At 62.1% G+C, this 12809-nt stretch carries 10 protein-coding genes; all 10 read left to right on the top strand.

The genetic code is table 11. The features are described from left to right. A complete protein-coding gene (rsmH, locus tag KTJ78_RS03605; protein ID WP_369807962.1) occupies positions 1-1011 on the top strand; it encodes a 16S rRNA (cytosine(1402)-N(4))-methyltransferase RsmH in 1011 nt (336 codons plus the stop codon). Next, the gene (gene ftsL, locus KTJ78_RS03600) at positions 1004-1630 is read left to right on the top strand and encodes a cell division protein FtsL (protein ID WP_217132641.1); all 627 of its coding nucleotides are present in this window, start codon (positions 1004-1006) and stop codon (positions 1628-1630) included. The genes rsmH and ftsL overlap by 8 nt, the downstream gene beginning before the upstream one ends. A gap of 18 nt (positions 1631-1648) precedes the next feature. Beyond that, positions 1649-3445, top strand: a complete 1797-nt coding sequence (locus tag KTJ78_RS03595; protein ID WP_217132640.1) for a peptidoglycan D,D-transpeptidase FtsI family protein — start codon at positions 1649-1651, stop codon at positions 3443-3445. Positions 3446-3498: 53 nt separating this feature from the next. After that, a complete protein-coding gene (locus KTJ78_RS03590) occupies positions 3499-5055 on the top strand; it encodes a Mur ligase family protein (RefSeq protein WP_217132639.1) in 1557 nt (518 codons plus the stop codon). Next, positions 5052-6461, top strand: a complete 1410-nt coding sequence (locus KTJ78_RS03585) for a UDP-N-acetylmuramoyl-tripeptide--D-alanyl-D-alanine ligase (RefSeq protein WP_217132638.1) — start codon at positions 5052-5054, stop codon at positions 6459-6461. The genes KTJ78_RS03590 and KTJ78_RS03585 overlap by 4 nt, the downstream gene beginning before the upstream one ends. Then, positions 6458-7540, top strand: coding sequence for a phospho-N-acetylmuramoyl-pentapeptide-transferase (gene mraY, locus KTJ78_RS03580; RefSeq protein WP_217132637.1), 1083 nt, complete (start codon positions 6458-6460; stop codon positions 7538-7540). The genes KTJ78_RS03585 and mraY overlap by 4 nt, the downstream gene beginning before the upstream one ends. After that, positions 7522-9075, top strand: coding sequence for a UDP-N-acetylmuramoyl-L-alanine--D-glutamate ligase (gene murD / locus KTJ78_RS03575; protein ID WP_217132635.1), 1554 nt, complete (start codon positions 7522-7524; stop codon positions 9073-9075). Before mraY ends, murD begins: the two co-directional genes overlap by 19 nt. Next, on the top strand, positions 9020-10258 hold the full coding sequence (locus KTJ78_RS03570; protein ID WP_217132633.1) for an FtsW/RodA/SpoVE family cell cycle protein: 1239 nt from the start codon (positions 9020-9022) through the stop codon (positions 10256-10258). Before murD ends, KTJ78_RS03570 begins: the two co-directional genes overlap by 56 nt. Continuing rightward, the gene (locus tag KTJ78_RS03565; protein WP_217132631.1) at positions 10255-11331 is read left to right on the top strand and encodes a UDP-N-acetylglucosamine--N-acetylmuramyl-(pentapeptide) pyrophosphoryl-undecaprenol N-acetylglucosamine transferase; all 1077 of its coding nucleotides are present in this window, start codon (positions 10255-10257) and stop codon (positions 11329-11331) included. The genes KTJ78_RS03570 and KTJ78_RS03565 overlap by 4 nt, the downstream gene beginning before the upstream one ends. Before the next feature lie 80 nt (positions 11332-11411). Continuing rightward, a complete protein-coding gene (gene murC, locus KTJ78_RS03560) occupies positions 11412-12809 on the top strand; it encodes a UDP-N-acetylmuramate--L-alanine ligase (protein WP_217132629.1) in 1398 nt (465 codons plus the stop codon).

Here is a 12809-nt window from a genome sequence, read left to right as displayed (position 1 = left end):
ATGATGAACGAAAACACTCAGACACCTCAGGGCGACGTGCGCGACATTGGTTCGCCAGACGAGATCGCCGGGCTTCATGACCCTGTCATGCTTGACCGCTGCATCGAGCTGTTGCAGCCCGCAATCGAGGGCGACAACCCGGTTGTCGTCGACGGGACGCTCGGCATGGGCGGTCACAGCGAAGCACTGCTCGACCGGTTCCCGACGCTCACCCTCATCGGGCTCGACCGCGACACTGAAGCACTCGGGCTCGCCTCGCAACGCCTCGCTCGTTTCGGCGATCGTTTTCGCCCCGTGCACACGGTGTACGACGGGCTGCTCGATGCGGTCGAACAGCAGGGCTTTGAACGGGTGAACGGCGTACTGCTCGATCTTGGCGTCTCATCGCTGCAGCTCGACCAGGCAGATCGGGGCTTTGCCTACGCGCAAGATGCACCGCTCGACATGCGCATGGACCAAACCTCGGGCCTCACCGCCGCCGAGATCATCGCGCAAGAGCCCGAGGGGCGCCTCAGAGAGCTGTTCGAGGTGTACGGCGACGAGCCACTCGCGGGCCGCTACGCACGGGCGATCGTGCGGGCACGCGAGGCTGAGCCGATCCGCCGCTCTGGACAACTCGTCGACGTGCTTCAGGAGGCGACGCCCGCCGCGGTGAAGCGGCAGCGGCACCCCGCAAAGCGCGTGTTTCAGGCGCTGCGCATCGAGGTGAATAACGAGCTTGGCGCGTTGCAAAGGGTTATTCCGCAGACGCTCAAGGCTCTCGCGGTTGGTGGCAGGGCCGTTGTCATGTCGTACCAGTCGCTCGAAGACCGCATGGTTAAGCGAGCTTTTCAGAAGGCGACACAGTCGACCGCTCCCGCCGGGCTACCGGTTGAGCTTCCAGAACACATCGCCAAGTTCTCTCTCGTGACCAAGGGGGCCGAGACCGCCCCGCAGACAGAGCAAGAACGTAACCCACGTTCCATTCCCGTACGACTTCGCGCCATTGAAAGGGTGAGAGAAGATGGCTAATGCGTTGAAATTCACCGCGGTACCGCAGCAGGCACCGAGCACGCCCGAGCCGCGCAGGCATCTTGGGCCCGTTCAGAACGCCCCGGCAAACCAGGCAAAGCCGGCGACGCTCATGCTTGTGATCGTCGCGATCATCGCTGTGCTCGGCATCTTCGCGACTCAGCTGTGGCTGAGCGTTGCAACCTCGGCCGGTGCATACCAAGCAAACGACCTTATTCTTGAGGAACGCGAGCTCGTGCGCGCCGAACGCGTCATGCAGCAGGAGGTCGAGCTCTACAGCTCGCCCCAAAACCTGTCGCAGCAGGCCGTTGGGCAGGGCATGGTGCAAAATGCGCAGCCCGCCTTCCTCGCGCTCGCTGGTGCGGCAATCGAGGGTGAGCTCACGCAGCGAAGCTCAGAAGCTCGTGCCAATACGATCGCCAACGCGGCCCTCGCAGAGTTCACCTCTCCTGAGGCCGACAAGCGAAAGGCCGAGCGCGCCGCTGCGGCCGAGAAGAAGGCCGAGGCTGAGAAAGCTGCGGCCGAGGCAGCCGCTGCAGAAACAGCTTCTGCTAAGCCTTCGAAGCCTGCTGAGCCGGTAGCCTGGAGCGGATCCCTCCCGGCACCCGCCACTCACTAAGAGGGCACGAGGAGCAGCATGACGAAACGCGTGAAACGCAACGCCAGGAGCGTTGCCGCGATGGTTCTCGTCATTCTCGTGACGGTGATTTTTTCGGCACGGCTGTTTCAAATTCAGGTGGTTCAGGCCTCGGCTTACAATGAGGTCTCGAAGGACAAGCGGGCCGTTCCGGTTTCGATCCCGGGCTTGCGAGGTGACATCGCCGACCGTAATGGCGTCGTGCTCGCAAGCACCGACGAACGCTACGACGTGCAGCTTTCCCCGAAGAACACGCTCGTGCGTGACGGAGTCTTCTACCGGCAGGCTCCCGAGGGGCAGTCGGGCACCGTCGCGGTGACCACCGAGGAAGCCTACGCCGAGATCGCCGAGATCACGGGGCAGACCGCAGATGAGCTGCGTGACATTGTTGATTCGGCGCTCGCAAAGAATAAGAAGTCTGACTTCGCCTACGTGCAGCGCGAGGTCACCCTTGATCAGTTGAACGCCCTCAAAGCCCTCAAGGTGCCCTGGTTGACTTTTGCGCCCAACTACCAGCGGTTTTATCCAAACGGCGGGGTTGCCGGTAACCTCATCGGGTTCTCGAGCAGCGATCAGATACCGCAGGCCGGCGTCGAACGCTCACAAGATGCGTGCCTTGCCGGCACCGATGGTGTTGAGACGTATGAGAAGGGCGCCGACGGTGTCGCGCTGCCTGGAAGTCACGTCGTGCGTGAGAAAGCGGAGAACGGCGGAACCGTCGAGCTTACGATCGATCGCGACCTGCAGTGGCAGGCTCAGCAACTGGTCGACGAATACAACGCTCGGCTCGGTACCGAGTGGGTGTACGCGGTGCTCATGGACGCGAAAACGGGAGAACTCCTTGCGGTAGCCGAAGACGGCTCGGTTGACCCCGGCGACTTGAACGCGGGCGACCCCGAGAAGCGCGAGGCCAGGTCGTTCGTGCGTCCCTACGAGCCTGGCTCGACGCACAAGACCGTGACCGTCGCGACGTTGCTCGAAGAGGGCGTTGCGACGCCACTCACGCCATATGACACCCCGTGGACGATGCAGCCAGAGGCCGGTGTTCGCTTCTCAGACTGGTTCGAGCACGCGGTTGAACCGTGGACCCTGACGGGCATTTACGTGAAGTCATCGAACGTTGGCACCGCGATGCTCGGCACGCAGGTGCCGGCCAAAACCCGGTACGAGTACATGCGCAAGTTTGGGCTCGGCGAATCAACCGACACGGGACTCCCGCTCGAAGACTCGGGCCTGCTCTACAAGCCAGAGAAATGGGACGCGCAGACAAGCTACAACGTCACCTTTGGGCAGGGCTTCTCGTCAACGATCATTCAAACCGCAGGGGTCTACCAGACCATTGCGAACGGGGGAGTGCGCATACCGCCAAAGCTCGTGAAGGGGTGCCGCGCGCAAGACGGCAGCTTTACTCCGCATGAGTCTGGTGACCCCGTGAACGTTGTGTCTCAAGAAACCGCGAGCTCAATCTTGCAGATGATGGAGACCCTCGTTGACGACACCTGGAAAGACTTTTTGACGATTCCCGGCTATCGCATCGGCGGTAAAACGGGAACCGGTGAGCAGAGCGACGGGCAGGGGCACTACCGTACCGACTACGTGCACTCCTTCGCCTCGATCTTTCCCATCGACGATCCGCAATATGTCGTTGTTGCGTCGCTCGGCTTTCCCGATTCGTACACGAGCGGCACGACCTCATCGGTGAGTCTCGTTCGTGAGATCGAAGAAGCGGCCATTCGAACCCTCCAAGTAGCACCTTCAACGGGCACGTTTGAACCCCTTCCCATATATTCCGAATAGAGTAGGTGGGTGCATTACGTGAAACGACACTTTCAGCGATCAGGGCTCACCGCATGAGCGAGGGAATGACGATCAGGCCAAAACGGGGGGAACCGGCCGAGACCAGGGCACTTGCTGCAGCGCACGGTCTACGTATCATCGAGGCAGCTGCGCCTCAGGCGAACGAGGCTACGATCTCGGGAATCACGCTCGATTCGCGAGATGTGAGGCCCGGCGATCTCTACGTCGGCATGCCCGGTGCCAAGCAGCACGGTGCATCGTTTGGCGCGCAGGCGATCGACAACGGTGCTGTCGCGATTGTGACCGATGCTGCTGGGGCTGAGAAGCTCGTCGGTGTGAGCGTTCCGGTGCTCGTGACCGAGGTTCACCCGCGAACGCTGCTCGGCGCTCTCGCGGCCGACATTTACCGCACCAGCGAGCTCGACGCCAAGGTCTTCGGTATTACGGGCACGAACGGCAAGACGAGTGTGGTCTACATGCTCGATGCGCTTCTGCGGCTGGTCGGCCACACGACCGGTATTTCGACGACCGCCGAGCGTCGCATTGGCGACGTCGCGATCGAGAGCAACCTCACCTCTCCTGAGGCCTCAGAAATGCATGGACTGCTCGCTCGCATGATCGAAGATGACGTCACCGCCGTGGCACTTGAGATCTCGGCTCAGGCGGTCGTGAGGCACCGCATCGACGGCATTATGTTCGACGTCGTTGCCTTTAATAACTTCTCGCAGGATCACCTCGACGAGTTCGGTGACATGCAAACCTACTTTGCTGCGAAGCAAGCGCTCTTCACGAAGGAGCACGCGGCACGCGGCGTCGTGGTCGTTGACTCACCGCACGGGAAACGCATCGCGAAAGAGAGCGAGATTCCGGTGACGACGCTCTCGACCGCCTACGGTCAGTCGGCTGACTGGCACCTCGCGATCACGAACCACACGGTCGATGGGGTCTCGTTTGTGTTGCAGGGCCCCGACAACGCGTATTTCCGCGGGCGGGTTCCTCTCTTCGGCACCTTCATGGCAGAGAACGCAGCGCTCGCGATCATCATGATGCACGAGGCAGGAATCGACCTCTCGAACCTTGAAGCGTTGCTCGCCACAGAGCCGATTCCCGTCTCGATTCCTGGCCGGCTTGAACTCATGAACCCCGGTGCAACCGGCCCGAAGTTCTTCGTTGACTACGGTCACACCCCCGGCAGCTTTGAATCGATGCTTGACGGTCTCGGCGATGTCGCGACCGGCAACATCATCTTCATGTTCGGTGCCGATGGCGACCGCGACACGACGAAGCGAGCCGAGATGGGACGCATCGCCGCTGCTGGCTCGAACACCCTCATCATCTGCGACTACCACCCGCGCTTCGAAGACCCGGCGTCAATTCGGGCGCAACTGCTCGAGGGAGCACGGCAAGCCGGTGGACGAACGAGCATTCACGAGATCGCTGACCCCCGCGAGGCGATCCGCTTCGCGATCAGCGAGGCAGGACCCGACGACATCATCGTCTATGCGGGGCCGGGGCATGAGACCTACCAGGAAGTGGCGGGGCAGATGCTCCCGTATTCAGCAAGGGATGAAGTACGCGGGGCACTCCGCGAGGCAGGACTGATGGCGTGATTACACTCACACTCGCCGAGATCGCAACCGCGGTCAACGGTACGTTGCTTTTGGGCTCAAGCGGGCTCACGGCCGATGCCACGATTGACGGTATCTCACAGACCGACTCACGAGAGGTGGGGCCTGGCCAGATCTTCTTCGCCCGCCGTGGTGAAGAGACCGACGGCCACCGCTTCGTGGAGTCTGCGGTCGAACGAGGCGCAGCGCTGCTCGTCGTTGAGCGCGATGTGCTCGACACGGTGCCGCAGATCGTGGTGAGCGACGCGACTGACGCGCTTGCGATGCTCGCGACCGAGGTGCTCGCTCGCGTGAACGCGGGAGGCCAGCTCCTCACCGTAGGTGTGACCGGCTCGAACGGTAAAACCACCACCAAGAACCTCCTGCAGCGCATGGCCGAAACGGTCGGAGCGACCGTGGCGTCAGAGAAGTCGTTCAATAACGAGGTCGGAGGGCCGCTCACGGCACTTCGTGTCGAAGAAGATACTCGGGTGCTTGTCGCCGAGATGGGGGCGAGCGTCGAGGGTGATATTGCTCGTCTCGTGCGCATGGCGCCCCCGAGCATCGGTATTGTGCTCACGGTCGGTCTCGCTCACGCGGGCGAGTTCGGCGATATCGAAGCAACGTTCCGAGCAAAGAGCGAGATGGTTCGTGATCTTGCGCCGACTTCGGTTGCAGTGCTCAACATTGACGACCCCCGCGTTGCCAAAATGGCGGCGCTCACGCAGGCAAGGGTGCGCTGGTTCGGCATGTCAGACCGTGCTGATGTCTGGGCCGACGACGTGACGACGAGTGCTAAAGGCACCCGCTTCACGCTGCACGCCGACGGGCAGCAAGCACCCGTCACGTTCCCGGTACTCGGTGAACACCACGTCATGAATGCCCTCGCGGCTGCGACCGCGGCGCTCGAGCTCGGCGTGACGCTCGACACGATCGTCGCAGTGCTCGAAAAGACCACTCGGCCAGCGAAGTGGCGCATGGAGGTGCTCGGTGGCCGCGATAACATCACGATCATCAATGACGCTTACAACGCGAGCCCTGACAGCATGGCGGCTGGACTCAAAACGCTTGCACAAATTACGCCGCCAGAAGCGCGCACCGTGGCCGTACTCGGCGCGATGAGCGAGCTCGGTGAGTATTCGGGTGCTGAGCATGACCGGATCGGTCTGCTCGCCGTGCGCCTGCGTATCAGCCAGCTCGTGATCGTCGGTGCCGAGGCTCGCCGCATGCACATCAGCGCGATCAACGAGGGAGCATGGGACGGCGAGAGCGTGTTCTTTGAAACCCAGGACGAAGCCTTTGAATACGTCCAGGGGCTCCTGCAACCCGGCGACACCGTATTGGTAAAGTCGTCAAATGCCGCTGGTCTGCGCCATCTCGGGGATAGACTTGGGAAGGAATTCTCATGATTGCTATCATCGTTGCCGCAGCCTTCTCGCTGCTTTTCTCACTTACTCTCACCCCGGCCTTTATTCGGGGTTTCAAGCGACTGCAGTGGGGCCAGTTCATTCGTGAAGACGGGCCAAAGTCGCACTACTCGAAGCGGGGCACCCCAACGATGGGTGGCCTCATCTTCATCTCTGGCTCGGTGATCGCCTACTTCGTCGGTCACCTTGTTGCGGGTTCGCCCCCAACCGCCTCGGGCCTGCTCGTCATTCTCATGACGGTCGGCCTCGGCATCGTCGGCTTCATCGACGACTTCCTCAAAACCCATAAGCAGCAGTCACTCGGGCTCGGCGGCTGGGCAAAGATTTTTGGCCAGGTCGTTGTCGCGGTGCTCTTCGCGCTGCTCGCGATCCGCTTCGCGAACGCTCGCGGTCTCACGCCTGCTTCGACGAGCATCTCGCTCTTTCGAGACCTGCCCTTCGAATTCATGCAGTTTGGCCTCATCGCAGGCACGATTCTCTTCGTGATCTGGATCATCGTGATCGTCACGTCGACCTCGAACGCGGTCAACGTGACCGATGGCCTCGACGGTCTCGCAACGGGAGCCTCGATTCTCGCGCTCTCGGCATACGTCATGATCGGCTTCTGGCAGCATAATGAGGCCTGCGCCATTCGCATTGAGCCCGGCTGCTATGACGTACGCGATCCGCTCGATCTCGCCGTCATTGCCGCAGCACTCATCGGCGGCCTCATCGGCTTTCTCTGGTGGAACACGAGCCCCGCACACATTTACATGGGCGATACCGGGTCACTCGGCCTCGGCGGCGCGATCGCGGCACTCGCTATTCTTACGCAGACCGAGCTCCTGCTCCTGCTTATCGGTGGCCTCTTCATCATCGAGACCGGTTCGGTCATCGTGCAGAGGCTTTACTTCAAAGTCACGAAGGGGCAACGCATCTTCCTGATGAGCCCGATTCACCACCACTTCGAGCTCAAAGGCTGGGCTGAAGTCACAGTCGTTGTGCGGTTCTGGATCATCGCCGGTGTGCTCGTGCTCGCGGGCATCGCGCTCTTCTACGGTGAATGGGTGCTGCAGCAGTGAGCGAGTGGAATGCAGAGCGTGTTCTCGCGCTGAACAGCTGGCACGACGATTGGAAGGGCCTGCGTGTCGCGGTGCTCGGCCTCGGGGTGACCGGTTTCTCGGTTGCAGACACCCTCGCTGAGCTCGGGGCAACGGTGCGGGTTATTTACGCCACGCCTGACCCCGACAACGAACGCATTCTCGACGTGCTCGGCGTCTCGCACACGGCAATCGCCGATACCGAGGGGCAGCTTGCCGACCTCAAGGCTTTTGCAGCCGACCTCGTGGTCGTTTCACCCGGCTATCGCCCCGATCACCCGCTCACCGTGTGGGCAGAGCAAGAGGGCGTTCCCGTGTGGGGCGATATTCAGCTCGCCTGGCGGCTGCGCGACAAAACCAGCCGCATCGCCGAGTGGGTATGCGTGACCGGGACCAACGGCAAAACGACGACCTCGCAGCTCACCGCGCACATGCTTCAATCAGGTGGGCTCAAAACCGCGCCCGTTGGCAATATCGGCGTGCCCATCCTCGACGCGATCCGCGACCCCGAGGGCTTCGATGCGCTCGTGGTTGAACTCTCAAGCTTTCAGTTGCACCGCCTCGGTGAAATCTCGCCGCACTCGAGCGTCGTGCTCAACATCGCCGACGATCACCTCGACTGGCACGGTTCACGCGAGGCCTACGAGCTCGCAAAGGGCCGCGTGTACGAGAACGTGCGCTTTGCCTGCGTGTACAACCGGGCCGATGCCGTGACTGAGCGACTCGTGGGCGATGCCGACGTGGTCGAGGGAGCACGGGCCGTGAGCTTTGGGCTTGACACCCCGCCACCGAGTGGCCTTGGCGTCGTTGAGGGCTTGCTTATCGATCGTGGATTCCACGAGGAGCGCCGCTCGACGGCCCTCGAACTGCTCAGCGTCGAAGAGCTCGAGGAGCGTGGCATGGCTGCGCCCCACCTCGTCGAAGACGTCCTCGCAGCGGCAGCGCTCGCGAGGTCGCTCGGGGTGACCCCTGAAGCGATTGCGGCCGCGGTACTCACCTTCGTGCCTGACGCACACCGTGTACAGCGTCTTGGAACGCATGACGGAGTCGCTTGGATCGATGATTCGAAGGCGACGAACCCACACGCGGCTGCGGCCTCGCTTCGGGCGTTTAGCAGGGTGGTGTGGATCGTCGGTGGGCAGCTGAAAGGTGCATCGATCGATGAACTCGTGGTCCAGAATCTTGCGCGGCTGCGCGCGGCAGTCGTGATTGGTGAAGATCGGGGGGAGGTTCTCGCGTCACTCGGCGCGCATGCCCCCGAGCTCACGGTCGTGGAAGTGTCAGAGACCCAGACCGAGGCGATCATGCCGCTGGTTGTCAAGGCTGCCAGTAAGCTCGCGACCTCGGGTGATACGGTTCTGCTCTCACCGGCCGCCGCCTCGCTTGACCAATTCGCCGGATACAGTGACCGCGGTGAACGCTTTCAGGCAGCGCTTCGAGACATGATGGAGGGGGACGATAATGCCGAACACCGAGCAGAATCCCCAGGAGCCACAGACGACGCCGCTGACCGCTAGGGTCGTTCGCATTCGGCTCACGAAGGGTCGTGTTGCCGAGTCGAACGTCACCGTGCTCATGCTGTGGGGCATCACCCTGCTCTTTGTGGCTTTCGGGCTCATCATGGTTCTCTCGGCATCGTCAATTACCTCGTACCTGAACGGTGCTGGTTTTCTCGGTGGCTTTCAGCGCCAGGCGATGTATGCGCTCTTCGGTCTCATCTTGATGGTCATTGCTTCTCGTATTCCGCTGTGGTTTTGGAAGAAGTGGGCCTGGGGGTTTTTCGGCCTCGGTCTGGTGCTGCAAATGCTCGTGTTTACGCCACTCGGCTTCGAGGTTGGCGGTAACCGCAACTGGGTGCGCATTACCGAGACGATCGGCCTGCAGCCCTCGGAGTTCTTGAAACTCGCGATGATCGTGTGGATGTCAGCGGTTCTGCAGTTTAAAGAGAAGCTCATCGCGAAGCCGATTCACGCGCTCATTCCAGCGGTCATTCCTGGCGCGGTGCTCGCTGTCGCAACCGTGCTCTTCGGCGGTGACCTCGGTACCGCAATGGTCATGTTTGCGATCGTTATTGGCGTGCTCATTTTTGCCGAGATCGACTGGAAAACACTCGGTCTCGTGATCGCGGCGGCTATTGCCGCGGCTCTCCTTTTCCTTGTGACGAGCGAGAACCGTATGCGTAGGCTCATGGGCCTCGTGAGTAATGAAGAAGACTACAGCGGTCACGACTGGCAGCCATTGCACGGCATCTGGGCGCTCGCTGGGGGAGAGATGTTTGGCTCGGGCCTCGGGAGCTCGAAGGCCAAGTGGTCCTGGCTTCCTGCCGCCGACAACGACTACATCTTCGCGATCATTGGAGAAGAGTTCGGCTTCGTCGGCGCTGTTGCCACGATGCTGCTGTACGTCGGCCTCGCCTACCTGCTTTTTAAAGTCATCGCGATGTCACGCGACCGCTTCGGTAAGGGCGTCGTCGGTGGGGTACTCGTGTGGATCGTGGGGCAGGCACTGCTCAACATTGGTGTCGTCGTTCGGCTGCTTCCCGTCATCGGCGTTCCCCTGCCGCTCATTAGTTCTGGAGGAACAGCCCTCGTCGCGACGCTCATTGCGATGGGCGTTGTCTTATCGATTGCGCGTGACGGCGCACAATATCAAGAGGAATTGCGCACGGGAGCCGTGCCAACGAAAGGAACGGGTGCATGACGACGTATCTTCTCGCGGGGGGTGGCACCGCGGGGCACGTGAACCCGCTGCTCGCCCTCGCCGATCTCATTCGTGAGCGGGAGCCCGAGAGTAAGATTCTCGTTCTCGGAACCAAGGAGGGGCTCGAGGCGCGCCTCGTACCCCAGCGCGGTTACGAGCTGCGCACCATCGACCGGCTCCCGTTCCCTCGAAAGCCGAGTGGGTACGCACTCAAGTTTCCAGCGAAGTACTTGCGGGCGGTCTCGGTCGTGCGCGAGATGATCCGCGATGAAGCCGTTGATGTTGTTGTCGGTTTCGGCGGGTACGCTTCTGCTCCCGCCTACCGCGCCGCAAAGCTCGAGAACGTGCCGACGGTCATTCACGAGGCGAACGCGAAGCCTGGGCTCGCGAACCGTCAGGGCGCGAAACGAGCGGCCGCCGTCGCCGTGACCTTTCCCGGCACCCCGATTCAGGGCGCGATTGTCACGGGCATGCCGCTTCGCCCTGAGATCACCTCGCTCGACGTTAAGGCTGCGAGGCCTGCCGCGCGCGAGCACTTCGGGCTTGACCCCGAACGCACCACGCTGCTCGTGACGGGCGGCTCGCTCGGCGCAAAGGCCATCAACGAGGGCATCTCGGCAAACGCGCGTGCGCTCGTTGCCGAGGGCATCCAGGTGCTGCACGTGTGGGGCGGGCTCACCGAGATCGTCGACCCCGGCGTCGAGGGCTACCACGTCATCGAGTACTGCGATCGCATGGACCTCGCGTTTGCGGCCTGCGACCTCGTGGTTTCGCGCGCGGGCTCAACCGCGGTGAGCGAGATTTCGGGTCTCGGCATTCCGTCGATTCTCGTTCCCTACGGCTTCGGCAATGGTGAGCAAGCGTTCAACGCGAGTTCGGTTGTTGAAGCGGGCGGCGCGATTCTCGTCGCCGACGAGGTGCTGACGCCGGAGTGGGTGCTGCGCGAACTTATTCCGCTTGCGACAGACGAAGAACAACTTGAACGCATGGGCGCCCTCGCCAAACAGGTCGGCACGCTGACGGGCACGGAGCAGCTCTATGACGTCGTGCTCGACGTGCTACGAGCACGCTAACACCCCAGAGCCGCGCGGCTCAGCCCGACTACAGCCGTAACGCGCTACCCTCGACATCGAAGAGCTTAGGAGCCCAGCCCATGATCTACCCTGACCTGAACGTCACGATTCCCGAATCGCTCGGTAACGTTTGCCTCGTTGGCATCGGCGGATCGGGCATGAGCGGTATTGCGCGAATGCTACACGCCGCTGGTGTTCAGGTGAGTGGGTCAGATCGAAGCGAGAACGCGAACACCAGGGCGCTTCAGGAGCTCGGCATCTCGATTGGCATTGGGCACGACGAGAAGCACGCGCACGGGGCAGATACGCTCGTCGTGACCGGCGCGCTGTGGCAGGACAACCCTGAGTACCAGTATGCGCTTCGAAACAACATCCCGGTGCTGCACCGCTCGCAGGCGCTCGCGTGGTTGTCGCGCGGCAAGCGAACGATCGCCGTTGCTGGGGCTCACGGGAAGACCACGAGCACCGGTATGACAGTCAACGCGCTGCATGAGCTGAAGCGTGACCCCTCATTCGTGAACGGCGGTGTCATCGAATCGCTCGGCGTGAGCGCGGCGCACGGCGACGACGATCTCTTTGTGCTCGAGGCAGACGAGTCAGACAAGTCGTTCCTGCTCTATGACACGGCGATCGCGCTCATTACCAACGTTGACCCTGAGCATCTTGATTTTTACGGCAGTCGCGAGGCGTTTATGGACGCGTTCGTCGAGTTCGCCGACGGTGCTCGCGAGCGCATCGTCATTTCGGGCGACGACGCCGGAACCCGCGAGATTCTGCCGCGGCTCGATGCCAAGAAGGTCTTTACGTTTGGCGAGAGCGAGGGCTGCGACCTGCGCGTTGTCGATATCGACGACACCGACACGGTTCGGCTCACGCTCGAGTACGACGGTCAGCGCGCGACTACCGGTCTGTCGGTCTACGGCAGGCACAACGCCGTCAACGCTGCGGGTGTTGTCGGTGTGCTGCTCACGCTCGGCTTCACTCTCGAAGAGGCTGCGGCCGCGGTGGCATCGTTCGGGGGAACGAGGCGCCGGTTCGAGTTTCACGGCGAGGTCGCGGGCGTTCGGGTCTACGACGACTACGCCCACCACCCGACCGAGGTCGAGGCGCTGCTCAGCTCGATCAGGCCAGTGGTAGGTGAGGGGAGATTGATCGCGATCCACCAGCCTCACCTCTTTAGCCGCACGCAGATGTTCGCGCAGGAGTTCGCCAACGTGCTCGAGCAGAACGCCGATTACACGCTCGTGCTCGCGATCGACGCTGCCCGCGAAGACCCTGTTGAGGGCGTCACCGGCGAGATCGTGAGCTCGAAGTTTCGCGACGAAACGAAGGTGTCGTTCCAGCCTGAGTGGCAGGGCGCTGCCGAGCACCTTGCTGAGATCGCGCGGCCCGGTGACGTGTGCGTGACGATGAGCTGCGGCACGGTGTACCAGATCATTCCGCAGTTGCTTGAATCGCTCGAGCGAAAGTTTGCCTAG

Source organism: Leucobacter chinensis (assembly GCF_019049105.1).
Classification (GTDB): Bacteria; Actinomycetota; Actinomycetes; order Actinomycetales; family Microbacteriaceae; genus Leucobacter_A; species Leucobacter_A chinensis.
Note: the sequence above shows the minus strand (reverse complement) of the source record. Positions and strands in the feature narration are given on the sequence as shown.